Source organism: Gracilibacillus phocaeensis, assembly GCF_900626275.1.
GTDB classification, from domain to species: domain Bacteria; phylum Bacillota; class Bacilli; order Bacillales; family Amphibacillaceae; genus Gracilibacillus; species Gracilibacillus timonensis.
This window is the reverse complement of sequence record NZ_LR131144.1, coordinates 820938-846721: the sequence shown is the minus strand read 5'-3', so window position 1 is coordinate 846721 and position 25784 is coordinate 820938. Positions and strand designations below refer to the sequence as shown.

At 39.4% G+C, this 25784-nt stretch carries 27 protein-coding genes and 6 tRNA genes; 10 read left to right on the top strand and 23 right to left on the bottom strand.

Annotated features, from left to right (window positions below; translation table 11 throughout):
• Positions 1-13: 13 nt before the first annotated feature.
• From comGC to E0E32_RS11820, 6 genes are all read left to right on the top strand, one after another.
• Positions 14-316: a competence type IV pilus major pilin ComGC gene (gene comGC, locus E0E32_RS11845; RefSeq protein ID WP_066192996.1), complete on the top strand. Its 303-nt coding sequence runs from the start codon at positions 14-16 to the stop codon at positions 314-316.
• The gene (gene comGD, locus E0E32_RS11840; RefSeq protein ID WP_130859830.1) at positions 313-753 is read left to right on the top strand and encodes a competence type IV pilus minor pilin ComGD; all 441 of its coding nucleotides are present in this window, start codon (positions 313-315) and stop codon (positions 751-753) included. The genes comGC and comGD overlap by 4 nt, the downstream gene beginning before the upstream one ends.
• Positions 740-1084, top strand: coding sequence for a type II secretion system protein (locus E0E32_RS11835; protein WP_066192993.1), 345 nt, complete (start codon positions 740-742; stop codon positions 1082-1084). Before comGD ends, E0E32_RS11835 begins: the two co-directional genes overlap by 14 nt.
• On the top strand, positions 1032-1487 hold the full coding sequence (locus tag E0E32_RS11830; protein ID WP_078060113.1) for a competence type IV pilus minor pilin ComGF: 456 nt from the start codon (positions 1032-1034) through the stop codon (positions 1485-1487). Before E0E32_RS11835 ends, E0E32_RS11830 begins: the two co-directional genes overlap by 53 nt.
• 34 nt (positions 1488-1521) lie before the next feature.
• Positions 1522-1809, top strand: a complete 288-nt coding sequence (locus E0E32_RS11825; protein ID WP_066192990.1) for a hypothetical protein — start codon at positions 1522-1524, stop codon at positions 1807-1809.
• Between the two features lie 207 nt (positions 1810-2016).
• Positions 2017-2259 (top strand): DUF2626 domain-containing protein, encoded by a 243-nt coding sequence (locus E0E32_RS11820; RefSeq protein WP_066192988.1) that lies wholly within the window; start codon positions 2017-2019, stop codon positions 2257-2259.
• Between the two features lie 190 nt (positions 2260-2449).
• Here E0E32_RS11820 and E0E32_RS11815 read toward each other — a convergent pair whose 3' ends face one another.
• Entirely contained in the window at positions 2450-3073 is a 624-nt protein-coding gene (locus tag E0E32_RS11815; RefSeq protein WP_130859829.1) for an MBL fold metallo-hydrolase, read from the bottom strand.
• A 146-nt stretch (positions 3074-3219) separates the two neighbouring features.
• On the opposite strand from E0E32_RS11815, the gene E0E32_RS11810 reads away from it, so the two are divergent.
• Positions 3220-3399 carry a DUF2759 family protein gene (locus tag E0E32_RS11810; protein WP_066192984.1) on the top strand — a complete coding sequence of 60 codons (180 nt, stop codon included), beginning with the start codon at positions 3220-3222 and terminating at the stop codon, positions 3397-3399.
• A 385-nt stretch (positions 3400-3784) separates the two neighbouring features.
• Here the strand turns inward: E0E32_RS11810 and E0E32_RS11805 are convergent, their stop codons facing one another.
• The 4 genes from E0E32_RS11805 to E0E32_RS11790 form a co-directional block, all read right to left on the bottom strand.
• Positions 3785-5674, bottom strand: coding sequence for an LTA synthase family protein (locus E0E32_RS11805; protein ID WP_066192982.1), 1890 nt, complete (start codon positions 5672-5674; stop codon positions 3785-3787).
• A 200-nt stretch (positions 5675-5874) separates the two neighbouring features.
• Entirely contained in the window at positions 5875-6834 is a 960-nt protein-coding gene (locus E0E32_RS11800; protein WP_130859828.1) for an ROK family glucokinase, read from the bottom strand.
• Between the two features lie 5 nt (positions 6835-6839).
• Positions 6840-7037, bottom strand: a complete 198-nt coding sequence (locus E0E32_RS11795) for a YqgQ family protein (RefSeq protein WP_066192978.1) — start codon at positions 7035-7037, stop codon at positions 6840-6842.
• A gap of 56 nt (positions 7038-7093) precedes the next feature.
• Positions 7094-8542, bottom strand: a complete 1449-nt coding sequence (locus E0E32_RS11790) for a spore germination protein (protein WP_066192976.1) — start codon at positions 8540-8542, stop codon at positions 7094-7096.
• Positions 8543-8739: 197 nt separating this feature from the next.
• Here E0E32_RS11790 and E0E32_RS11785 point away from each other — a divergent pair, with 197 nt between their 5' ends.
• Positions 8740-9528 (top strand): hypothetical protein, encoded by a 789-nt coding sequence (locus tag E0E32_RS11785; RefSeq protein ID WP_165445021.1) that lies wholly within the window; start codon positions 8740-8742, stop codon positions 9526-9528.
• Positions 9529-9530: 2 nt separating this feature from the next.
• Here E0E32_RS11785 and E0E32_RS11780 read toward each other — a convergent pair whose 3' ends face one another.
• The 4 genes from E0E32_RS11780 to rpmG all read right to left on the bottom strand — a co-directional run bounded on the left by E0E32_RS11780 (position 9531) and on the right by rpmG (position 13261).
• Positions 9531-11084, bottom strand: a complete 1554-nt coding sequence (locus E0E32_RS11780) for a rhomboid family intramembrane serine protease (RefSeq protein WP_130859826.1) — start codon at positions 11082-11084, stop codon at positions 9531-9533.
• Positions 11085-11159: 75 nt separating this feature from the next.
• The gene (gene yqgO, locus E0E32_RS22255; RefSeq protein ID WP_161485715.1) at positions 11160-11333 is read right to left on the bottom strand and encodes a protein YqgO; all 174 of its coding nucleotides are present in this window, start codon (positions 11331-11333) and stop codon (positions 11160-11162) included.
• A 56-nt stretch (positions 11334-11389) separates the two neighbouring features.
• Complete coding sequence (locus E0E32_RS11775; RefSeq protein ID WP_066192970.1) at positions 11390-11956, bottom strand: 5-formyltetrahydrofolate cyclo-ligase; 567 nt, start codon at positions 11954-11956, stop codon at positions 11390-11392.
• Between the two features lie 1155 nt (positions 11957-13111).
• Positions 13112-13261: a 50S ribosomal protein L33 gene (rpmG, locus tag E0E32_RS11770; RefSeq protein WP_018933855.1), complete on the bottom strand. Its 150-nt coding sequence runs from the start codon at positions 13259-13261 to the stop codon at positions 13112-13114.
• 166 nt (positions 13262-13427) lie between these two features.
• Between rpmG and E0E32_RS11765 the strand changes: the two genes are divergently transcribed.
• A complete protein-coding gene (locus tag E0E32_RS11765) occupies positions 13428-13775 on the top strand; it encodes a hypothetical protein (RefSeq protein WP_130859825.1) in 348 nt (115 codons plus the stop codon).
• 20 nt (positions 13776-13795) lie between these two features.
• On the top strand, positions 13796-14278 hold the full coding sequence (locus tag E0E32_RS11760) for a hypothetical protein (RefSeq protein ID WP_066192967.1): 483 nt from the start codon (positions 13796-13798) through the stop codon (positions 14276-14278).
• Between the two features lie 148 nt (positions 14279-14426).
• Here the strand turns inward: E0E32_RS11760 and phoU are convergent, their stop codons facing one another.
• The 14 genes from phoU to E0E32_RS11690 all read right to left on the bottom strand — a co-directional run bounded on the left by phoU (position 14427) and on the right by E0E32_RS11690 (position 25713).
• Positions 14427-15089: a phosphate signaling complex protein PhoU gene (gene phoU, locus E0E32_RS11755; RefSeq protein WP_235817538.1), complete on the bottom strand. Its 663-nt coding sequence runs from the start codon at positions 15087-15089 to the stop codon at positions 14427-14429.
• 15 nt (positions 15090-15104) lie between these two features.
• On the bottom strand, positions 15105-15941 hold the full coding sequence (gene pstB, locus E0E32_RS11750; protein WP_066192963.1) for a phosphate ABC transporter ATP-binding protein PstB: 837 nt from the start codon (positions 15939-15941) through the stop codon (positions 15105-15107).
• Between the two features lie 48 nt (positions 15942-15989).
• Entirely contained in the window at positions 15990-16880 is an 891-nt protein-coding gene (gene pstA / locus E0E32_RS11745; protein ID WP_130859824.1) for a phosphate ABC transporter permease PstA, read from the bottom strand.
• Complete coding sequence (gene pstC / locus E0E32_RS11740) at positions 16880-17833, bottom strand: phosphate ABC transporter permease subunit PstC (RefSeq protein ID WP_066192959.1); 954 nt, start codon at positions 17831-17833, stop codon at positions 16880-16882. Before pstC ends, pstA begins: the two co-directional genes overlap by 1 nt.
• 81 nt (positions 17834-17914) lie before the next feature.
• Positions 17915-18898, bottom strand: coding sequence for a PstS family phosphate ABC transporter substrate-binding protein (locus tag E0E32_RS11735; RefSeq protein ID WP_066192957.1), 984 nt, complete (start codon positions 18896-18898; stop codon positions 17915-17917).
• A 1036-nt stretch (positions 18899-19934) separates the two neighbouring features.
• Entirely contained in the window at positions 19935-22046 is a 2112-nt protein-coding gene (locus tag E0E32_RS11730) for a peptidoglycan D,D-transpeptidase FtsI family protein (RefSeq protein WP_130859823.1), read from the bottom strand.
• 51 nt (positions 22047-22097) lie between these two features.
• A complete protein-coding gene (locus tag E0E32_RS11725) occupies positions 22098-23327 on the bottom strand; it encodes an MFS transporter (RefSeq protein ID WP_130859822.1) in 1230 nt (409 codons plus the stop codon).
• A gap of 1064 nt (positions 23328-24391) precedes the next feature.
• On the bottom strand, positions 24392-25003 hold the full coding sequence (gene sodA / locus E0E32_RS11720) for a superoxide dismutase SodA (protein ID WP_066192951.1): 612 nt from the start codon (positions 25001-25003) through the stop codon (positions 24392-24394).
• A 175-nt stretch (positions 25004-25178) separates the two neighbouring features.
• Positions 25179-25251 (bottom strand) — tRNA-Phe (locus tag E0E32_RS11715).
• Positions 25252-25273: 22 nt separating this feature from the next.
• A tRNA-Ser gene (locus E0E32_RS11710) sits at positions 25274-25366 on the bottom strand.
• Between the two features lie 9 nt (positions 25367-25375).
• A tRNA-Ile gene (locus E0E32_RS11705) sits at positions 25376-25452 on the bottom strand.
• A 19-nt stretch (positions 25453-25471) separates the two neighbouring features.
• Positions 25472-25547 (bottom strand) — tRNA-His (locus tag E0E32_RS11700).
• A 10-nt stretch (positions 25548-25557) separates the two neighbouring features.
• A tRNA-Met gene (locus E0E32_RS11695) sits at positions 25558-25634 on the bottom strand.
• Positions 25635-25638: 4 nt separating this feature from the next.
• A tRNA-Asn gene (locus E0E32_RS11690) sits at positions 25639-25713 on the bottom strand.
• Positions 25714-25784 lie beyond the last annotated feature (71 nt).

Genomic DNA, 25784 nt, shown 5'->3' with positions numbered 1-25784 from the left:
AGGAGGAAATACCATGCGTAACTCAAAGGCTTTTACCTTAATTGAGATGCTGATCGTTTTAGCCGTTATCAGTATCCTGCTTATTTTATTTATTCCCAATCTGGCTAATAAGAGTGAGAATATTAATTCAAAAGGGTGCGATGCGCTATTACAGATGACAGAAAACCAAATGCTTGCTTACGAAATTGATCATGGGGAACAACCTACTGATTTGAACGTACTGGTGGAGGAAGATTACTTAGAAACACTGGAGTGCAGTAATGGTAATAAACAAATTGGCTTAGAAAACAACGAGCTTCGCGTTATCGATAAATGAGAGCACCACAAGCTGCCTTTACACTTGTTGAATTACTATTGGTCCTTACTATGACCATTTTTATATTAATGATTGGTAGCAATATTACCTATAAATGGTATGATACTTGGCAAGAACAGGGGTTTCTACAACAATTCCATCAAGATGTTTTCTATTTGCAGCAATTGGCCTTAACGGAGGAAGAGGAGCACCATTTAATGTTCTATACCGATCAGAATAAATACATGATTCAGAATCAAATGTCCGGGGAAATCATCCTTGAACGTGAAATCCCTCGTACTTGGGTGATTCGGACGCTAACACTGGGGCGTACGATCACCTTCTCCTACCGAGGAAATCTCAAAAAACCTGGTACAATGAGCATTACTACGACAAATAACCGAATATTGATTACTTGTCCCTTCGGCAAAGGTAGGTGCTATCATGAGAAAAAATAAGCAACAGGGTTTCTATTTATTAGAAGCCCTGCTCTCTGTTACTATCTTTTTTAACGGTTGTCTCACATTACTTCCCATTCAGTACCATATTTTGCTCGAAAAGCAAATAATACAAGAAGAAAATGCAGCCCTTTATTTTCTATCCAATCAAATACAGGAAGCACTACTGAACAAACAATATGATCAAACAGCGGTATATGAAGATGTGCTTGATCGACCACTAACATTGCAGATATCCCATTCCGCTAATTTACTAAAAGGATGTGTGACATGGACCAATGAAAAGGAAACAGAATCGTCCAAGTGTTTATATACCCTTTATCAAGAATAGTAAAGGCTATATGCTGTTAGAAGCTCTCCTTTCCATGCTGCTGATGATCATTTTGTTAACATGGTTCACACAGCTTATTTTACAATGGCAACAAATAGAGAATTCCTCTCACACAGAGATTTATCACTTTCATCACATGATAGAACTAGAAGCGCAATCTTCCATTTTCATTACAACAGACAAAAATCTGCTGCAATTTCACCATCATACAGGTGAAGTAGTTACCATTTCATTCTTTAATCATAAAATCCGCCGACAGGTCAACAGATCTGGTCATGAAGAATTATTGCGGGACGTTGCTTCTTTTAACATAACAGAACAAGACCAAGGGTTCTATCTGCGAATAAAAACGAATCGTGGTGAACAGTTTGAAAAAATACTGCTCAAAAAACAAACAGAATGACCAAGGCTTTATTTTCCCTGTAACGAGCCTACTCATGTTCTTACTGCTCTTTATTATTCTTCATCAGATCAATCAGTATCAACATCAACAACAACTGCAACAAATCAATGAAGAACAATATAAATTGGAAATGCTTTATCAGAAAGCCTATCACTTGATACAGACGGAAGAGCCAAGCTCCTTGCTCCCATTGTATTCTTTCCCTGATGGCACTATTACCATATCTCCTATCCCTGATACTATGGCCGGACAAGCGTACCAGTTGGAGCTTACCAGCGACACTGGCGGTTTTCGTCAAATGAACTTCTATCTACAGGAATAATCTTGGTAGATCTGGTAATCCTAAATAAAAACGATGGGTTGAAAGATGCCATAAAAAATATTTTTTGTTTCCATAGATATTTTACATTTGCATCAGACTCGTATATAATATAAGCAGACTTCCATCTAATCAATCGTTATCTGATGATTAGCGGATTTAAGTAAAGATGGAGATGGATACATAGTGATTTGAAAAGGAGGGGGAACAATGGATCGAATCTTCCGTATGCTTTCCTTTTGGACAGGGATTTTTACCGTTATGTTCTATGTTGGAGATATGGAAACAATGGCCTACCTGTTCCTAGCCCAAACAATTTTCTTTTTGGGTGTTGGATATCTAAAATTATCTGAAAGAATGTATATGTACTTATTTGCCGCTTATTGCACTATTTTCTTTGTTGGCTTTACATTCTATACCAACTTTATTCTTGTTCCTGGATTTGGACATTAATAATCCAAAAACCCCTGATCTTTACTTCTTTAGATCAGGGGTTTTTATCTGCTCGCCTTACACAGAAAAGACAGTTATACTCACTACATAAAAAAAGTATTACTTTACGTCATCGATCTTATCGGCAGTCCAATCTTTGGTCCTGTTTAACGGCAAAGGAATGAGTCGGGTTAAATACGAGTCCCTTCCCTTAGCCTTTTACGAATGGGTTGCTTGCCTGTTCGTTTTGAATCGTCGTTTTGGGACCATGTCCGGGATAGACCGTATAATGACTTGGTAGTGAATACAGCTCCTCTTTAATGCTCTTCTCTAATTGTTCATAATCCCCGCCAAATAAATCGGTTCGTCCAATACCGCTATTAAACAGGCTGTCACCGTCAATCACACTTTCTGCTTCTGTAAAGATAAATGAAACACTTCCAGGAGAATGTCCTGGCGTTTTACGCAAAGACAGTGTTATACTTCCAAAACTAAGCTCTGTATCTGTAAAAAAGAAGTCTGCCTCTTTAGCTGTTATATCTCCTAAACCAAAGAGTAAAGCACCATTTCTTTCTGGATCAGACAACCAGCCTTGCTCCTGTTTACTTAGGTATACCGGTATATTGTATTGCTCTCTAATCTCATCTAATGCACCGATATGATCAAAATGTGCATGTGTTAATAAAATAGCTAATGGCTGCACCCGTAGCTCTGTTAATTTTTCTGCAATCTTATTAGCTTCTCCTGAAGGATCAACAATGATCGCCTCTACTCCCTTAGCGATAATATAGCAGTTTGTTCCCATTGGTCCTAAAGATAGTGGTGTAATCATCATTTCTTAACACTTCCTTTCCTAATGTTTTAATGGACAAATTAGACATTTTCATTTAAAATAATGATGAATTCGTTATATTTACATATTATAATGGTAAAAGTCTGAATTGAAAAATATTCAACTTATGAAGTGAAGGAGGTCGTAACATGGTATTAGGATTTATCGTGCTTGTTATAGCTATTTTGTGTGTTGCTGGCTTAGTACGTGAGTTTAAAGCCCAGAATATACTTGGCATATTATTTGCTGGTTTATCTTCTCTTGTGTTTGGTTTCTTTTCCATTGCAACACTGTATTGGGAATTAATTCATCCCTATGTTTCCAATTAAAAAAGCGCCGTCTTAGGCGTTTTTTTAATTGGAAAGTATAAGATCCTGGGTAAACTTTGAAAGAATCAGTTGATGATATAAGTGAAATGAAATCATGTCTCATGGATCGGATAGGTGCTCTTGATCCATTCACACGAATAGATCAAACGAAGTAATCATGCGAGCAAAGACTTGCTTGTCATACGTTTTTTGTTACATTTATACGTTCAATTTATATCGTAATAAAGGAACGGCGAAGTTTTCCTGGTTTTTCTTAAATTGAGAAAAACAAAGGTTCTCATTACTCTTACCTTGCGATTGCCAACTTGCATAAACAGCACGTCTTCCTACTATTTCCTAGCCATAGCAAAAGGGATGAACCCGAAAGTTCATCCCTTTTTTATTGCTATTCTTCGTCTTTAAAATCATAGAATCTGAATAAATCACCAAAGATGATCTCATCAGAATACCCTAATTCTTCCTCAACTTTTTCTACCATTGGACCACAGGCCTCTTGTTCTTCGTTATTCGCTGAATCTTCATTCTCCTCATCGATTAACTCACCTGTTTCACGGTCATAGCAATGTGATTTGGCGTAAACATAGTCATCGGTAATGAAACTACCATCACGGAAAGCAAGGAAATCTTTTCTATCTTCACTAAATAAATCTGTACCAAAGGATAAGTCTTCATCTGCATCGACACCAATAAGGTTAAGAATAGTTGGTTTTACGTCGATTTGTCCAGAAACTTCTGACATCACTTTACCTTCTTGTCCAGGTATATGAACAAAGAAAGGTACTCGTTGCAACTGAGCATGAAGATAATCTGTATAATCTTCATCCAGATATTGACTCATTGCTTTTTGGTGAAAGTCACTAATACCATAGTGGTCACCCATTAGAATGATAATGGAATCCTCATATAAACCTGATTCTTTTAAATAGGTAAAGAATTCTTCGATCGATTCATCCATATACCGGACGGTCTGGAAGTACTTATTAAGTGTGTTCGAATTGGAATCATATTGATCAATTGTCGCATCCTCTTCCGCTAAATCAAATGGATAATGGTTTGTTAACGTAATAAACTTCGAATAGAAAGGTTGATCCATTTGTTCTAAATATTTCATTGACTGCTTGAAGAAAGGTTTATCTTTGAGTCCCCAGCCAACAGAGTTTTCGTCCGTTACTTCAAAGGCGTTTTCATCATAGAAATGATCGTAGCCAATATTATCATACATTACATCCCGATTCCAAAAACTACTATTATTGGAATGGAACACAGAGGTATAGTAACCTTGTTGATTCAAAATCTCAGGTAATGAATGGTAATCATTCTGACCATGAGTGAAATATACGGCTCCTCTAGGGGACGGATACAGTGAATTCTCAATGATAAACTCTGAGTCAGATGTTTTACCTTGCTCCGTTTGGTGATAGAAGTTCTCAAAGTAGTAGCTATCATCCACCAAATCATTTAAGAATGGTGTTACTTCTTCACCGTTCACGGTATTGTTAATAACAAAGCTCTGCAAAGATTCCAGAGAGACAAATATAACATTCTTATCTTTGGCAATCCCGTGCATGTCTTCATTACCTTTTCTTGTTGTCTCTTCTTTCATATAATCAGCAATATCATTTAACTCATTACCATCAGCGAACACACGCTGAGCCTTGGATTTAGAATGTAATATCGCATCATAAATATGGTAGTTAAACACACCGATGTTCTTCACCAAATACTCACGGTCAAAGGTTCTTTGCAATAACTGCGGACGTTCAATTTCCGCTAATACATAGTTACCAACTAAACATGCAATAGAAGTAGCGATGACTAGTGATCGGTAGCGTTTAGAGAATGTAACAGCTAATTTTTCACCATACTTCCTAGCAAGTAGCCAAACGATAACAACATCGACAAATAAGGCAATGTCTCCAAACTTCACTAAGTCAAGCACACTGCTTCCTAAATCCGCTGCGTTACTTCCTTGGAATAACACCGGGATCGTAATAAAATCTGAAAAGTTACGATAAAACACAATGTTAAAATACAGAATTAAACTTCCTAATATCATCCCGTATTTAATAAACTTGATCTGCCTTCTCTTGTTAAAAAATAAACTTAACGCAAAGAAGAAAAAGGCGGTGGCGAATGGATTAATCAAGAGTATCAACTCTTGCATAGCATTCTCCAAGGAAATATTAAATATAAAACGGTAGATAATATACGTTTTGGCTCCAAATAACAATGCTGCGATTAAAAACAAAGGCATGTGCAGCTTTTTCTTAAACATACTTCTCCTCCTCAAAACAATTCGTCCCACTTTGACTGGCATGATCATCTTGTATTTATTTCATTTTTATGATCACAGGCCAGTGTCTATTACTCTGTCTATCTCTCTCTATTATAGACGAACAATATCACAAATAAGTTTCATAAATCTTAAAAAAAATTTACATTTCATTTATGCCATGAGATATATAGTAACATATTTTAACTATTTTGCAAGACCAAATATGCGCCGCCATACACACCGGCATCATTTCCTAATTGCGCAATTTCAAATTCACAAGCTTCATTCGTGCGAGGAAGGGTGTGTTTTTCAAAGGCAACTTTTAGAGGTTCCAATAACTGAGCTCCCGCCTTAGAAACACCACCACCAATCACAATCTTCGCTGGATTCGTTATAATCGCAAGCATCGCCAGACTGGATCCAAGCACTTCACTTACATGATCTATTAAAGATTGACAATCTGTATCTCCTTCTGCTGCCACCTCAAATACATCCTTTGTCGTGATAGCTCCATTTTTCTCTTTGCGTTGCAACAATGGATCTGCCTTTCCTTCCGCAATCAATTCTTCGGCTTGTCGCACGATGCCAGTTGCCGATGTAACAGTTTCTAAACAGCCATATCTGCCACAATTACAGTATGCACCGTCCTCTTCTACCGTGATATGACCAATTTCAGCACCAGTACCATTAGCACCACTGATTATTTGACCATTTGCGATTATTCCACCTCCAACTCCTGTGCCTAAGGTTACGGCAATCATGTTTTTTACTTGATTCCCTGATCCTTTCCAGTTCTCGCCTAACGCGGCAATATTCGCATCATTTTCCACATACACTTGTAAACCAGAAATTTCTTCAAAAATAGATTTTAACGCAAAATTTTTCCAGCCAATATTTACTGCTATAGCTACTTTACCCGTTTCTGGCTCAATGAAACCTGGAGCACCGACTCCCATCCCCAAACAGCGGTCTTTACTGATGTCCAGTTCTGCCAATTTATTTTCAATAGAGGCCCAAGTATCAGCTGGGACGCTTGCACCTTGATTCGTTAAATCCGTTGGAATCTCCCATTTCGCCACTATCTCTCCAGCTTTTGTGAAAATTGCATTTTTTACTGTTGTTCCCCCAATATCAATTCCAATTAACAAATCCTTTTCCACCTGGCTCACCCTTTATCTGTTTTTTCTTTTTCTTTCATTATAATCCTTTTTGCTTGCAACCATTCATCTTTTGTGATCATATTCACTTGATATAATTCAATAAATTCATCTTCCATTAGTTCCAAATCTGCTAAACGGTCCCCACTATAAATAATGGTGCCGAACCGTAATAACAGCTTGCGCACCTCATACATATCCTTCATTAATTATCACCTAAGATATTATACCAAAGACACTTATAAAAAGAAATAAAAATACTTTATCTCCTATCCGGATCTTGTGGATTTAGAAAGACAGGGCGTTGGAAATCTCTTGTAACTGGCTGTCTAATGAAAACTTGCAAAAATGATTTTGCATCAAAGGGAATAAATGGCCATAGGTAACCAATATAAAATGTTTTTAAATGGACCAAATATAACAAATAGCAAGTACTTCCCAAGACAAACCCCTTCGTCCCAAATAACGCAGTGATCAGCAGTAACATAAGCCTTGTTACACGATTAGCCAGACTTAATTCATAGCTGGGCGTGGCATAGGTCCCCATCACAACTACAGCCAAATAAAGCATGACTTCATTGGAAAATAACCCTACTTCCACCGCAATTTGACCAATGATAATCGCAGATACTAATCCTAAGGCAGTTGCTAAAGCGGAAGGCGTGTGGATTGCCGCCATACGCAAGACGTCAATGCCAACCTCGGCAATAAGAAACTGGACAATTAAAGGAATCAGACCAATTTCTCTCGGACCAACAAACGCTAGAGACTCTGGCACAAGACCTGTCTCTGTCGATAATAAATAATAAAAAGGTAACAAAAAAATCGAAGCAAATACCGCAAAAAATCGAACCATTCGCAAATAAACACCAATAAATGGCTTTTGTCGATATTCTTCAGCATGCTGTAAATGATGCCAAAAGGTTGCGGGTGTGATCATGACGCTTGGAGAACCATCGATCATCAATAAAATGTGGCCTTCATATAAATGTTCTGCTGCCGTATCAGGTCGTTCTGTATAACGTATAGTTGGATATGGATTCCATGTTTTCTCACTTAGGTATTCTTCAATCGTTTTCTCTGCCATGGGCAGTCCATCTGTATCAATCCGATTCAAATGTTCTTGGAGGAATTTTACTTTCTTAGGATCAGCGATATCCTCCAAATAACAAATGCATACATCTGTCTTTGACCTTCTGCCAATCGACATATATTCCATTCGTAATGAACGATCCCGCACTTTTCTTCTGGTTAAGGCCGTATTAAAAATAATGGTTTCCACAAATCCATCTCTCGATCCACGTACTACTCTTTCTAAATCGGGTTCTTCCGGTCCTCTTACAGGATAAGTTCTGGCATCAATCATAATGATCTCTGGAATTCCTTCTACAACTAAAGCAGTAGGTCCAGCCAACACCAAATCAGCTGCCTTTTGTATATCTTGTTCTACATCCAGCTCCACATAAGGAATATCTCTTTTAATTAATTTTTCTAAAGGGGCTTCTGCCAAGGCGTCCTTATCTAATTCTGCCAAAAAACGCATCAAATAATGCAGCATTTCATCTTTGACTAAACCATCCACTAGGAATAAACTCATTCTTCTGTCGGCATAGTGCAGATCCATTTGAATCAAGTCAAAGCTTTTTTCAATCGCTAAATACTCATGCATATATTTTACGGTTGTCTCATAATCATGATACAAGGAATTCATACTTTATTCTCTCGCTTTCCCATAGGTTTCTTATAGTTTCTTATAGCTTTCACTAACATGGGCTATTTCATGCACATATACATAAGACAAGCTTTATATTGCGTCTAAACAAGGTGGTGGAAGTAATCAGACAACAAATACGTTTTTTAACCCGTAGATGGCATACCATTTTTTGTACATTATTAATGATTCTTCTCTTGTTATTATTAATTCAACATGACAAATCGCAAGAAACATTGCAATATTTTCCGCCTGATCAAACCGTGCAGTTTACCGAGGCTGTCACGATGCTTGATTTATTATCACCTGCCCCTAATAAAGGTTACCAAATACAGTGGGCAGCAACCAGTTCGACAAATCAATCGGTATACCTTAGGCAGGATATCAGTCTGCTTTTTCAGGACGGTCTGCTTAAAGGGGTGAAGAGTCTTTGGAAAGAATCAGTAGCTGATCTGGCTTTAGAAAAGACATTTCAAGAGAGTGGCAACCATTTATTTCAGGCGGTTTCCTATCATCATGGTGAGGTGCATTATCCTGAGGATCAAATAAGGAGCATACAGCAAATGTCGAAAGATAACCTGTATATCTTTACCGATTCTGAGGCATGGGAAGAAACAGGTAAAGAAGAGCAAACTAAATGGAATCAGGCTATTTATCAACAATTGGACCATACCTGGCAGCAATGGATGTCGGATCATCAATTGGATAGCAATCGGTATGAGCAAATTCCATTAAGCGATATCCTTCAATTCCAGCAACACCCTATATCAGGCTTTACACAGGCAGAGACCGATCAAATAATTGGACAGCTTTGGGAAGGATTGTACCGGAATTATCTGATACCGCTTATCGATAAAAAAGAATTTTCTGAGGTAACCATGCCGTTATTATTAATAAGCAAAGCAGGGGATCATTTACTTGTTTTATATAATATCGATGATCAGCAAGGAGACATATTATATCAGCAAATAAATAAGAGCCACTGAGATCAGTGGCTCTCTTGTTCTTGACGAATATCATCATACAAGGCCAGATAACTTTCATCCTGGTCATTTAATCCCAATAGCTGTTCTGCCGCTATCAAGGCATCTTCTTGCTGACCTTCTAGGTGATATAGCAAGGCCAAATTGTACCAACCATTCTCAAAGTCTGACTTTAAATGTACGGCCTGTTCTAAATCACGAATTGCCTGATCGGAGTCTTCTGTATGTACATAAGCAATCGAGCGCAAAAAAAGAAGCTCTGCTTGGTAATTTTCAGCATGTGGTAGTGTCTGCGTTACCGTATCAATCATTTGCGAATAGTTGTCTTCTTGCTGTAACTGCTCCACATGCAGGATTTGCATAGTCTCATCAAATTGAACCCTATCGTTGGACAAGCCAAATAATAGGATCGCTGCCAGATAGACCAGAAATATGACTGTTGCTACTATGCGCCATAAAAATCCCTTTGTTTTGGGCAGCATGACCATAGCAGCTACGAGAAAACCACCGACTAATCCTCCTAAGTGAGCCCCATGGTCGACTTGGGGAACCACAAAACCAAAAACCACATTAATTGCCACAATAAACAACACATTGGCACCAATTGTTTGAAAAAAGAGGTTTGGCTTTTTGAGCCCAAAATAAAGCAAAGCACCAAATAGTCCAAATAAGGCACCAGAAGCTCCTGCTCCAACGCTTGGACTAAACGCAAAACTACATAAACCTCCTGCAATTCCGCTTAAAAAGTAAATCAGCGTAAACCTCACATTACCGTATATCCCTTCAACCAATGTCCCAATAAAATATAAGGCCAACATATTGAGAATTAGATGGACAAATCCAATATGCAAGAACATGGAAGAAAGGATCCGCCACCATTCACCATCAAGTATAGCTACATTATACTTGGCCCCATAATCGATCAATGTCTCGGTATTAGTAGAGCCTCCATTGGATTCCAGGAGGAAAAACATAATCAAATTTATAGCAAGCAACAAGTATGTCATATACGGTTTTGCTCGTTGAAACACGGCTTGCACATCTTTTAACGTTTGTTGATGATAATCGGTGATTCGTTTTTGCAATGCTGTCACTTCATAGGAGAGCGCCAGCCCTTGCGTCTGAATAGTAAAAGATAGAGGTTCTTTTAGCTTTACTTCTTGAAAAAAACGAGCCAAATCTTGTTGATCTTCTTTATGCCATACATAAACATCCGAAGATTGAACCTTTTTATGTTTTGGCATTTCCAGACTCATTTCATGCCAATCTTGTTCTAGATAACGTTCGTTTAAAAACACATGATAAAAAGATACTTTTTGAAAAAGCAACGATTGTTGTAACTGACGCAATGCATTTTGTTCGATTAAACGCACGACACGCTCAAGCTCTTGCTGCCACGAAAAAGGGGTGGAAGACACATGGACAATCTCCGTATGGCGTTTATGACGCCGCCACAATAAATACTCCTGCTGATTGGATGAAATCGTCACAAGCTCGAATTGCTCCTTTTCGATTAGATGGAGCACCAACTGACACTGGACAAATTGACTTTCTAACACGATGACAACACCTACCTTACTATTGTCCTCATCATACCATGAATCGTTTGGTCAAGAACAATAATAAGCAATTTATTACCGATTGGAAAACATCGACTGCATTAGTCGCTTACGGAAATAAGGTATACCTAGCATAAAGCGGACACCCATCCTCCTTATCGCAGGTATTTCCATCGCTCGATTGCCTAATGGTTTCCGAAATATTAGGACTAACAAAATACTGCCAATGATTAAGATTATTTTTTTCATGTTGTTATCCTTCTCTCCTTGTGTGTTATCACAAGTTTTCACCTGAAGTCCTTATTTTATGTATGGGTACAATATATTCTGCCAAAATTCGTAACCAGTTGATCGACCGGCTGATCGTGTGGTTCGGTCATTAACTGGCTGACCATTTGAAAATCGGAGGCTAGCGATAGTGTTTCCCCTTGATAATCTGCTAAATATCTATCGTAGAATCCTCCGCCATAGCCGATGCGATAGCCTTGTTTATCAAATACGATGCCTGGAACGATCATTAAATCAATTTCTGTCTTTTCAACGATAGGTAAATTCGCTATGGGTTCATATATATTTTGCCACATCTGCTCTAATTGATCTCCTTGGCTATAATAATGAAAGTTCATTTCATGCGTTAGCGGGTTCGTTCTAGGAATGACGATTTTTTTTCCTAATAAATAAGACATCTCTATAATTGGTTGTGTTTCCCATTCAAGTCCCTTTGATATCGTGATACCTATTGTGGTAGCTTGCTTCCATGCGGGCGTAAGGTATAAATGTCGATGCAGAGATTCTGTGATAAACGTTCTATCAACACATGATTTCCACGCTTCCATAACATGCTCGCGCTGCCATTGCTTTAAATTTTTCATATACCATCCTCTCCCTTCTACGAACAATCATCTCGGAAAGCTGTTAATATAGCTTTTTGTTTGACTACCGATAAGACGGATGATGTTAAGTAGACCACTTTTGTGGGCAGTTGACTTTGCCCGCTTTTTTGTGCTAGGCGAGCGCTCCGGGAATATGCTGCGCTTTCCGTGGGGCCGGCTTCAGCTAACTAAAAAGAAGAGCACTTTTTAGTGGATCTTCAGCTCGTCCTACGATGCACAGGACGTGCAAGTGCAGGCGTTGCAACAAATGGGCTTCGGTGGGGCGAGTAATCGCAGTCCCAGGACGTTGCGATTTTAGCCTGTAAACCATTTTCCAGTCTCCGCATATTCCCTCCGCTAGGTAAAAGTACAACAATGGTTATCACTGCAAGGATGGAGTGTTTTAGGTACCTAGACGGTGTTGCAACAATAAAGAAGGAATCGTCAACTGATTTTTCAGAAGCGTGGTGGATCCATGCTATAAAATGGTTCCTCCATCTATAATCATCATAACGTTCCAATCGTTCCCCAAAAGGTGATGTGGCTTGCTGATTTGCAGAATGATAGTGCTTTGAGCTCTTCATGCTAACAGTCCATTCAATTGTAACACTACTCCCCAGCGGAGGAAATAGGTGAAGACTCCTGCAAGAAAGGCGGAAAGCGTCGGTTAAAAACGTAACAACTGGACCGAAGCGACGGAGATAAAGGAATCACGGTGAGGGACGAACCGATGATGACTTATCGTAAGGCGCTGTCGGGAAGTTGTCTAGTTTTTGACGCTTGTAGCCAGACAGAGAATAGCGCAGTGTGATGACCCCGCAGGAAGCGATCTTTGTTGACGAGGAGGCTAAAGCCTTGCTATGAAGGTTCGCAGGCTAAGATCACGACCTCCTGTCGTAACGCCTGCACTTGCATGTCCTATGCATCGAAGCGGAACCTATTTTCGGAGCGCTATCTAGCACCGACAAACAATCAACTTTACGACATGGCATATATGGACTAGCTACTTAACATAATCCGTCTTATCGGTATCGTGGTTCGTTTCAAGTTAAAATCTATCTAGATCCTATTAGACCAAGGATTACATGCGTTCCTTAGTATGAAAAAGACCTTTACTTGTTAGACGAAGTAAAGGTCCTGACATGGAAAGCCTGATTATTTTGTTTCGCGGTGTAACGTATGACGTTTCAAACGTGGGCTGTATTTTTTAAGCTCCAAACGTTCTGGGTGTTTACGTTTATTTTTAGTCGTAATATAATTACGGTCACCTGTCTCGGTACAAGCCAATGTAATATTAACGCGCATCATTTTCCCTCCAAACTAAATCGAACATCTTGCTATTCATTCTTATTCGAATTACTTTACTAAGATATAATAGCAAAAAGAACAGATTATTTCAAGTAAATGTTTAATTGAACTTATAAATATGATATAACTATAAGTATGAAAATAATGGTTTAGGAGGAAAGTCATGATCTACGCAGTAGTAGCTACCATCATTGCTGTAGGAATTATTCTATGGATTGCTTCATTTTTCATGCAGGATAAATTCAAACAGCTGGAAGAACAGATGGAACAACTATCTATCTCTTCCTTACAAGAAAGCTATCAATTAAAGAAGAAAATCGGTGTATTAGAAGAAGAGTTATTAATGGACGATGCCTCCGTACGGCAGTCACTACATCCAAAACGCAATATGGAAACAGATATAACCAATGAAATCTTCACCTTATACCAACAAGGCCATGATACGGATTCTATTGCTGAACAACTTCAGATTAATGAACAAGATGTGATTACCATTATTCGAGAATCATAATAATAAATGAGGGATATACATTGAAGCAAATCGTGAGATCTTATTCTTTAGGGCTATTAACAGCAGCCATTATTTTGGCGCTGGTATACTTTATCAATAATAATAATTCAGAAGAGACAACCACTCTCTCCACCGAAGAAGCTATTGAACAAGTGGAGAATGATGGATATTTTGTATATGATGAACAACGTGAGATGGTGGAGGAAGAACCAAGCGCAGAGACAGAGGAACCAGACGAGCCCACAGACCCTAGTGAAGACAATGAAACGGCTGAAGAACCGGAAACAGATTCAGTGACGATTGTAATTGAAGGCGGCATGGGGATTATAGATATCTTAGATTTATTAGAAGAGAATGAGTTATTGGATGATCAACAGGCCTTCCTTGACTATTTGGAACAAAATGATCTGAGCAGATCCATTCAAGCAGGAGAGTTCGAAGTCTCAACCACCGCTACACCTGAAGAAGTGGCAGATACGGTGACTGGACAAACATCCGAATAGTATAGTTAGACTGATTGTCAAAAATAACCACTATACAGCAATAGGCCACTCGATATGATAAAAAAATCAATTAGGCTGACACACTAATATAACAAAAAGGATAGCAAAGGCACTCATTAACCTGCCTTTCTATCCTTACCACTTAAGTTTATTCATTTAAGTCTAACGATTCTCCTTTTACCAAATACATCACGTCTTCTCCAATATTGGTTGCGTGATCTCCAATTCTTTCGACATATCGACCACTGAACGCCATTTGCATGATATGTTGAATTTCCTGAGAGTCTGTTGCTTTTTCTTCCAGCAATTCTTGCAACATACTTGCATAAAGGTGATCCAACCTATCATCCAAGCTAGCCAATTTCCTGGCTAAGCTGATATCTTCATAAGTATATGCCCTCATAGCCAAATCAATCATTTCTATGGCGAGATTCTTCATTTCTTTAATAGATGGGTGAGCCTCAACAGTGGGATGAGAGCCAAGATGAACGGTAGACTTTGCCACATTCTTGGCATTATCCGCCATTCTTTCCAAATCAGTTGAAATCCGCAATGCAACAACTAACCTTCTTAAATCACGGGCTACCGGCTGCTGTCGGGCAATCAATACAATCGCTTCTTCATTAATATCATGATCCAGCTGATCGAGATGTTCGTCTGTCTTTATCACCTGTTTTGCTTCTACTACATTTGCATGATACAAACAGTCTACCGCTTGCGTTAATTGATCCTTCGTTCTATTGGCGAGTTGAATAATTAATTTTTCAATATGTTGTTGCTCTTCTTGAAACAATGAGCTTGCTGACATCATTAGACACTTCCTTTCTTAACCAAAACGCCCCGTAATATAATCTTCTGTTCGTTTATCAACTGGATTAGAGAATAGTTGATTCGTTTCAGAAAACTCAATCACTTCTCCATGCAACATAAACACCGTCTTATCCGATATACGGGCCGCTTGCTGCATATTATGGGTAACAATGATGATTGTATATTTTTCCTTTAATTCTTTCATTAATTCTTCAATTTTGAGCGTAGAAATCGGATCCAAGGCCGATGTCGGTTCATCCATCAGAATGACATCCGGTTCTACCGCCAAGCAACGTGCGATACAAATACGCTGTTGTTGACCACCTGATAGACCATAAGCATTCTCATGCAAACGATCCTTTACTTCATCCCAAATAGCTGCCCCTCGCAAACTCTTTTCAACGATTTCATCAAGAACTGCTTTCTTCTTAATTCCATGTATTTTAGGTCCATAGACAATATTTTCATAAATAGACTTTGGGAATGGGTTTGGTTTTTGAAATACCATACCTACATCGGTTCTTAAATCTTCTACCTTAATCGTTTTATCTAAGATGTCTTTCTGCTTATAGGAGATACTACCTGAAGTGCTCACACCAGGCACAAGCTCCACCATACGGTTAAGTGTCTTAATATAGGTTGATTTCCCACAACCAGATGGACCAATGATGGCCGTTACTTCGTTTTCTAAAATGGCAAGATTAATATCTTTTAAAGCATGGGTACTGCCATACCATAGATCCAAATGTTTGGTATCATAGATCACTTGTTTTTCCTGATCAATATTCTGCTGTACCTCTGCTTGTTGCGTTTGAACATCCAGTTTAATACTATTATCTGTTAAAGTACTCATGCTTTCATTCCTCCATTACGTGATGTCTGTCTACTCGCAATTCGTGTTCTACAATGATTGTTGATATTTATTACGGATAAATACGGCCGTAGCATTCAAAATAAACAGAATAACCAATAGCACAATAATCGTTGCAGCGGCTAAATTGGCATATTCGGCAACCAGGGATGCATCGATCGTCCAATAATAAATTTGCATCGGTAAGGCGGTGAACGTATCGAACAAACCATTTGGAAAAGGAATCAGCAAGGCTGGGATACCTAATACCGTTAGTGGAGCCGTTTCACCAATCGCACGTGACAAGGCCAAAATCGATCCAGTTAAGATACTGGGAATCGCCGCAGGTAAAATAATCCGTCGAATCGTTTGCCATTTCGTCGCCCCCATCCCATAGGATGCCTCCGCTAAATAACCAGGTACTGCACGAATTGCCTCTTGACTCGATACAACTAAAATTGGCAAGATTAAAAGGGAAAGCGTCAAACCACCGGCAAGTACAACATTACCAAAATCCATTAATCGGACAAAAACGGTTAATCCAAGCAATCCGTAGACAATTGATGGCACACCAGCCAAGTTGGAAATGTTCGTTTCAATGGATGATTTTACCCATCCTTTTTGTGCATATAGTTCTAAATAAATTGCCGTTCCTACTCCGACTAGTAAAGTAACGGGAATGACAACAACCATCACCCATAAAGTACCGAGGATGGCGCCCATTATTCCTGCATCTTCAGCCGTAGTAGATAAACGTGATACCAAAAAATCGACATTCAACCAAGGCAGTCCTTGCACCAATACTCGATAAATAAGAATGCCTAATACAAGTAAACCAAATAGTGTAGAGAGGAAAAAAATAGTTTTCCAAAAGGTATTCAAACGGATCCTTGTTGCGATTCGATTGCTTTGTTTCTGTACGAGTCTTTCTGTTTTTTCCATTAATATTCCTCCCTAAATCTACGAGAGACATACTTCGCTAGTAAATTCATGATCAAGGTAAAGACAAACAAGGTTAAGGCCACGGCATATAAGCTGTAATGCAAGGTGGAACCTGCTGGGGCCTCTCCTCCTGAAACCTCAACAATATAAGCGGTCATCGTTTGCATCGATTGCGTAAGGTCAAAGGTGAAATTCTTCGAGCTGCCGCTTGCTATCGTGACGATCATCGTTTCTCCGATGGCACGTGAGATCGATAAGACAAAGGACGCTACTATTCCCGATAATGCAGCTGGGATGACGACCTTAAAGGTTGTTTCCAGCCTTGTTGTTCCCATTGCTAAAGAACCTTCACGGATACGGTTAGGAACGGAGGTCATCGCATCCTCTGACAAAGAAGCGATCATCGGAATAATCATTACCCCCATTACCAATCCTGGACTTAAGATATTTGTCGCTTCCACACTCGGCCAAATTGCACGAATAAGTGGGGTGACAAACGTAAAGGCAAAGAATCCATATACAATCGTCGGAATACCTGCCAACACCTCCAGCAATGGCTTTAACACCTTTCTGACTCGTGTTGAGGCATACTCACTTAAATAAATCGCAGACATAAGACCAATTGGACCTGCAACTAAAATGGCAATCAACGATGAAATTAAAGTACCATTAAGTAATGGTAAAATACCAAATTCCGGATTCTGACTTAATGGCCTTAGCTCTGTTCCCGTAAAGAAATCAAGTATAGGCACCTCCATAAAGAAATGGACGGCCTCTATGATTAATGTGTACAGTATCCCTATGGTTGTTAATACCGTAACAGAAGCTAGGAGAAAAAGAACAACTGGAATGCTCTTCTCATTAAAGTTATGCAAACTTTTTTTACGTTTATTATTTGCTATCATCTCACGAACGGAGACAGCGCTGTTCTCTTTTTTGCTGTGACTCGTCATGGTCATTGGCACTCCTTTGATAAATGAACAGCGAAATGAGATACACACTCCCATTTCACTGTCACCTTTTTACCTATTTTTTTATTCTTGGATGTCTTGAATAGCTTGCAACTGTTCTTGCTGCTCTTCTTCTGGAATTGGTGCAAAACCTGTTTCACCGGCAAATTCATTGATTTGCTCCCCGACGAAGGTTGCATAATCATATACTTGCGTCTTCTCTTGTGCATTTCCTACATTTAAGTAAGTAAATACAGGGCGAGTATAGTCAGCATACGGTCCTTCTTCTCCAATGGTATCCAAGGAAGGAACAACAGCACCATCACCGAAATCAATGCCAACTGCATTTAGCTTGTCTTGGTTGCTGTCATAGTAACCAAATCCGAAAAATCCGATCGAGTTTGGATCTTCAGAAATAAGAGTCACCAGTGTAGAATAATCTTGTTGTAAATCAATGTTGCCTACTAGATCTTGTTCTTCCATAATATCCTCATAGAAAAATTCATAGGTACCATGGTTTTCATTAGGACCATAAGTTTGAATCTCTTCATCTGGCCATTCTTCATTGATCTCAGACCACTTGGTTACATTTCCTAAAAAGATATCTTGCACTTGCTCCTGTGTTAATTCTGAAGCCCAATCATTATCTGGATGGGTAACAATCGTTAAGCCATCTAATGCTACTTTAATTTCCATTGTTTCGATTCCTAGGTCATCTGCTTTTGTTTGTTCTTCTTCTTTAATCAAGCGCGATGCGTCATTGAAATCTGTTCCGTTCTCTACTAGAAATTTTTCAAACCCTGCACTCGTACCGGCACGACTTACCTCAACAGAAACATTTGGCTGCTCATTTATCATATATTCCTCTGCTAGTTTTGCCATTAACGGATAAACGGTCCCTGAACCATCAATCGCAACCGTTCCTTCCAACTCTTCGTTTTCTGCAGCAGAGGTTTCTCCACTATTGCCTTCACTATCCGTTTCTTCACTATTACCCTCACTTCCACAAGCTACTAGCAAACTAATCATGACTAGTACGGATAACAAAAATAGTATTTTTTTCTTCATCTGTTTTTCCCCCAATTATTTAACATAATAATGAAGCTGTATTGCTTAGCTTCTGTACCCATCATATCGAATAATTGTTAATCTACTATTAATGGATTGTTAAGATATTGTAAATCGTGATAAATAAGAAAAACCGGGCAAAATTCGCCCGGTCCTTTACGAATAACTAAAAGTAGCCACTGAACTGCCGATAAGATAAATTATGTTAAGTAGTCCACTTTCCTTAGTGGTGAGTTTGATCGTTTTATCTGTGCAAAGCAAGCGCTCCGGGAATAGGTTCCGCTTTCCATGGGGCCGGCTTCAGCTAACTAAAAAGAAGAGCACTTTTTAGTGGATCTTCAGCACGTCCTGCGATGCACAGGACGTGCAAGTGCAGGCGTTGCAACAAGACGTTGCGATTTTAGCCTGTAAACCATTTTCAAGTCTCCACCTATTCCCTCCGCTAGATTGGCGTACAACAATGGTTGTTACTGCAAGAATGAAGTGTTCTAGGTACCAAGACCCGTTGTAGCAAAAGGAGAAAATCTTCAACTGATTCATCGTCTGCGTAATGGATCATGCTACAAAATGGCTCCTTCATTTTATAAAAGTCATAATGTATGATCGAACCGTTCTCAGAAAAGGTTATGCAGTTTACTTATTGGCAGAATTATAGTGTCTGGAACACTTCATCCTAGCAGTCATTCGATTGTAGTGCTACTACCCAGCGGAGGAAATAGGTGGAGACTCCTGCGAGAAAAGCGCAGTGTGAAGACCCCGCAGGAAGCGATCTTTGCTGACGAGGAGGCTAAAGCCTTGTCTCGCGGAAAGCGGAACCTATTTCCGGAGCGTTTCCTAGCACATAAAAAACGTTCAACATGATCACTTGGAATAGCCTTTTACTTTACATCATCTATCTTATCGGTACCACAATTCGTTCAAGTTCAAAATCATTTCAATGATTATTGTTTTACAAGCTTTCTTATCTTATTAAATAAAAAAACTGGTGAACAAGCGATTCTCAATCACTTGTTCACCAGTTTTATGTTAACTAAACTTATTCTTCATCTTCTTCAGATTGTTCTTCTTGCATATCATAATACGTTTCAACGATCCGCTTGCCAATCTCATGATGAGCTTTATGCGTTTCACCTTCTGTTCCATTCTCTGGCACAATAACAGCAAAAGCAAGTTCTGGTTCCTCTAATGGAGTATAGCCCACTAGCGTGAGATTGTCCGTATCCGCAATCTTATCTCCGTCTTCATTATATTGCGGTCTTTCTGCTGTACCGGTTTTCCCGGCTACTTCATAAGGAATGCCACTCCAATAACTTCGAGCTGTTCCACTAGTGTATACCCTTCTAAAACCTTCCTGCACCCTGTCAATATACTTTTGATCCATATCAATCTTATTCATTACTTCCGGCTCAAAAGATTCGATCACCTTGCCTGGCACCCCTTCTTCGCCACTTGGTTCTCTAATTTCGTTAACGAGACGCGGCTTCATCCGATAACCATCATTAGCGATCGTTGATACATATTGAGCTAATTGCAGAGTAGTATAGGTATCGTATTGTCCAATTGCCATATAAAGTAAATTCCCTTGATCCACATCACTTCCGGCTAACCCAGTGGCCTCGTATGGTAAGTCAATACCGGTGCTTGAGCCTAGACCAAACTGACTATAATAGCTTCTCAATTTATCAAAGGCGGCATAGTCAAAATTATGCAATATCTCATTACGTTGATATGTCGCACCTGCCATTTGTATCGCAATTTTTCCCATATATACGTTGGACGATTTCTCGAGGGCAGTCAAATCATTAATAGGCCCCATTGCTGCACCAATCGATGAGAATGTCGGTGTCGATTGAATATATAGTGATTCGTCCACCAGTACTGAACCAATATCCACGATTCCTTCCTGATAACCAGCAAGCAATGTGGCACCTTTTATCGATGAACCTACTTCATGGGCATCATAGATCGTTCGATAAGCCTGATTCTCATATTCCTTATCCTCTCGATTATAGTGCGACCCCGACATGGCCAGAATATCACCCGTTTGCGGATTCATCACCACCGCTAAGGCGTCTTCAAGGTAACCGTTATTATTGGCTGGATTATTAATCGCTGTTTCCAGTTCTTCTTGAACAATTTCATCGACGGCTTGCTGAAATTCCATATCAACAGTTAGGGTAAGGTCCTTACCTCGTTGTCCTTCTACCACTACATCAGAGCTCAACACCTCACCTCTAGTAGATGTGGTATATTGCACCTTCTCTTTACGCCCTCGCAGGACATTTTCATATTGTTCTTCTAATCCACTTGTCCCGACCCGGTCATTTCGTTTATAGCCGTTTGCCAAGTAAAATTGACTTCTATCTTGCGGTATTCCCTCATCAGATGAGGTGATGCCGCCTAGAAAGGAGTTAAAAGTCTCTCCAAAAGCTGGCTCACGATCCCAGTCAATCACCGCATCAATGCCATTAAGCTGCGGCAAATGTTCAGATACTAAGGCATATTCTTCATCGGTTAGTCCTTCATTCACTACTACGTGCGAAGAAAGTTCTTGTGCCTCATCTAATTCTTTTCTGATCGCAATCACATTCAGCAAGTCGTGATTCCAATCAAAGTTTTCGATCTCCTCTTCAGTTATGGCATCAAGCTCTTTTTGATACCTTTCACTAGGATCTAAATCTAGCTCTTCCTCGGTTAAACGGTCCTGTATATCTTCTGTATTTTCCAAATAATAATATTCTCGTTTATCACGATCGGTAACCGCATCCTCTAATTCTTCTTCTTCCTTATATATCGTAATATAACTCGCCAAATCTTCCGCTAACTTCAATTTGTCATCAGCCGTATCCCCATTTTTTGGCGGTGTATATGTAATCGATTTAACGGCCTTATTATCCACTACGAGATCATAATTACTGTCATAGAACTTACCTCGTGGCACTGATTTTTCCGTCGGTGTATTTTCTGTCTGATCAATTTGGCGCTGTGCCTCCTCCCCATTCAAAATTTGCACAACGCCTAATTGAACAATCAATAATGAAAAAATTAGAAACACGGCAATAAATAATATATTTAAACGAAAAGGTAACTGTGACTTCTTTTTCTTTTGCTTTTTATATTTCTTTTTAAATGCCTGATTGAAATCCATGTTGCTCCCCCTTAGCATTGCTATCCTTCTAATTATAACATCTTTCACCAGTTATTGCATTTTAGAAGTAGCCAAGTGAGTTCCTTTTATAAAGAAAAAAGCAACCAGATTACCAGCTCCAAGAATCAATAATAAACCAGAAATGGCATAAGTCGGCTTAATGAATAGAATCGAAACGATAAACAACAAAATGGCAGATACTCTGCCTATATTCATAAACACCTCTCGAACAATAATATATTCTATCCGTAAATCACCTGCTCTTCTAGCCTTACCTATCACATCATAGGTCAAGGAAAAGAAAGGAATATTAAACAGTGGATAAGCAAAACCGACGATCGCCCCATACCATAACAACATGGCATAATTTACTTGAAGTACTAACAAAATGACACTAACATACAGCAGTAAACCTCCCCACATGATCATTCGCTTCCGTTTGGCAACGGTGATTCTTTTCGTTAACACATAGTATCCGATAAAGGAACAGAGGGATAATACCAGATTAAACGAGCCCAAAGCAAGCTCACTGTCGGTAGCCACATAAATCCAAATAGCTACTACGAAAAGAAATAAACCTTCACGTAGTCCTTGAAAAATATGTGCCATCAAAACCAAATGCCAGTTTCTATTCCTTTTTCTTTCCTGAAGTACTTGTCTAAAACGAAATTCCCCTCTTGCCTTCCGTTTGGTTAAAAAGAAGGAACAAGCCATTGCTAAGGCAAAAAGGATAAAAGACAATAAAAAAATAAAGCTGTAACCTTGGAAGTTATCAAGCCTTGTAATGATATAACCAGCGAAAAAAGGGCCGATCATCCCCCCTAAGGATTGTAAGGTACCAAAGGTTCCATTAAAAAAATCCCTTGATTCGGGCTCGGTTACCTCGAAAGTCAATACATTAAAGGATAACCAATAAAAGCCTGCTCCAATACCTAAGATCGCCCCTAACAAATAGGGATATTCCGAAACTTGTTCTCCTGCCAGCAAAACGATCACATAAAAAATCGATAGGAATAATACGCCGATTCTAATTACCAATGTACGATCCACACGTTTGGCACATTTCCCCGCTACTGTAAATGCTATCGGCTGCAAGAGATAAATAAACAGATTATATAAAGCAATACTAATGTAGTCGCCAGACTGTTTCCATATATATATATTTACAAATGTATTCGACAAAAAAGTGGCTAAGGCATACAGCCCACCAATCGTTAACAAAAGATATAGATCTTTACGGTTCGGCATCGCTCGTTTTTTTATTTTATTAAATGTCTCCATGTTTAACACCCCACTGCAATCTAATCTTTATTTTGGACTAGAAGCCATGAGATATGCATGAAGCTTTGGAATATTTATTTGGCGGAGATAAGGATACTGGCAAAATTAGAGCGCTCCTTCATCCTTTAACAGATAGGTCCTTTACGAATTAAGAAAATCGGACAAACCCCGCCCGGTCCTTTATCGACCATTCAAAGTAGTCACTGAACTGCCGATAAGATGGATTATGTTAAGTAACGAGTCCATCTATTCCATGTAGTAAAGTTGATTGTTTGTCAGTGCTAGGAAACGCTCCGGAAATAGGTTCCGCTTTCCGCGAGACAAGGCTTTAGCCTCCTCGTCAGCAAAAATCGCTTCCTGCGGGGTCTTCACACTGCGCTATTCTCGCAGGAGTCTCCACCTATTTCCTCCGCTGGGTAGTAGCACTACAATCGAATGACTGCTAGGATGAAGTGTTCCAGACACTATATTTCTGCCAATAACCAAACCACATAACCTTTTTCTGAGAACGATTCGATCATACATTATGACTTTTATATTTGTATCCTGCTCTCCCGAAAACACATAACGATGGTCTTGCAACACGCATAAACATAGGAAAGCACCCTTGTTATGCGTTAGTAAGCATAACGATGATATTTTAAAAGATTGTAGTACTAAAACCTTGTCACAACAGTATTTGTGCAAAATTCTCGTTATGTAATACCGGGAGTTTAGGTTGTATCACGATCCATCACGCAGCCGAAAAATCAGTTGACGATTTTCTCCTTTTGTTACCATACTCTCTCTGTATCAAGAATTTTTCATCCTTGCAGTGATAACCATTGTTGTACCTCTACCTAGCGCAGCATATTCCCAGAGCGCTCGCCTAGCATAAAAAAACGGGCAAACTCACCACTAAAGAAAGCAAATTACTTAACATAATCCATCTTATCGGTACTTCGGTTTCCAGTTCGTTCACGGTCAAATCGTTACAAACCCTATAATATCAATGATTTTAACTTTCTTTACTTATAAAAAGAGGCTATGACATCAATCGTCATAACCTCTTGAGTGGTATTCTATTATTTAGCTGCTTGATACAACTCTTCTACTTTATCCCAGTTTACTACATTCCAAAATGCAGCAATGTAGTCTGGACGTTTGTTTTGATATTTAAGATAGTATGCATGCTCCCATACATCTAATCCTAAGATTGGAGCTTTACCATCAGAAATTGGAGTATCCTGATTTGGTGTACTAACAATCTCAAGCTTACCATTGTTAACCACTAACCAAGCCCAGCCTGATCCAAAACGTCCTGTCGCTGCAGCTGCAAATTCTTCTTTGAATTTGTCAAAGCTGCCAAACGTTGAGTTAATAGCTTCTGCTACCTCACCCGACGGTTCGCCACCACCATTTGGTGAAAGTAAAGTCCAGAATAAGCTGTGATTGGCATGGCCACCACCGTTATTACGTACCGCTGTACGAATGTTTTCTGGAACAGCATTAAGATCTGCAAGAATGTCTTCAATTGATTTACTGGCTAAATCATCTTGACCCTCTAGTGCTGCATTTAATTTCGTTACATACGTGTTGTGGTGTTTAGTGTGATGAATGTTCATTGTTTCCTTGTCAATATGAGGCTCTAAAGCATCATATCCATAAGGTAATTCAGGTAAAGTAAAGTTTGCCATGTTACATTCCTCCTATGAGCTTAATTTTAAAGAAAGTGTATTAACTTCTCTATGACAAATAGTATCAAATATCAGAAATAAAATGCAACTATTACGGTTTATTATCTATCAAAAAAGATAGCGCTTGCGATTATTAGACAATAAAAAACAAGCTTTTCTAATAGCTTGTTAAAGGTGGCTCGGGACGGAATCGAACCGCCGACACACGGATTTTCAGTCCGTTGCTCTACCGACTGAGCTACCGAGCCTAACGTAATAATATGTATGATATGGCGGAGGAGGAGGGATTCGAACCCCCGCGAGCCGTGAAGCCCCTGGCGGTTTTCAAGACCGCTCCCTTCAGCCGGACTTGGGTACTCCTCCGTGTAAGTATGGTGGACCCTGCAGGACTCGAACCTGCGACCGATCGGTTATGAGCCGATAGCTCTAACCAACTGAGCTAAGGGTCCTTTCTGTTTCTAATAAAAATGGGGCGATCGATGGGGATCGAACCCACGCATGTCGGAACCACAATCCGATGTGTTAACCACTTCACCACGATCGCCATTCTAAAATGGTAGCGGCGGAGGGGATCGAACCCCCGACCTCACGGGTATGAACCGTACGCTCTAGCCAGCTGAGCTACACCGCCATATTGGCTCCACAGGTAGGATTCGAACCTACGACCGATCGGTTAACAGCCGATTGCTCTACCACTGAGCTACTGTGGAATGTTTTCGATAATCACTGAAGCGACATATAACAATTTACCACAGCCTTTTATCATAGTCAATAGTTTTTG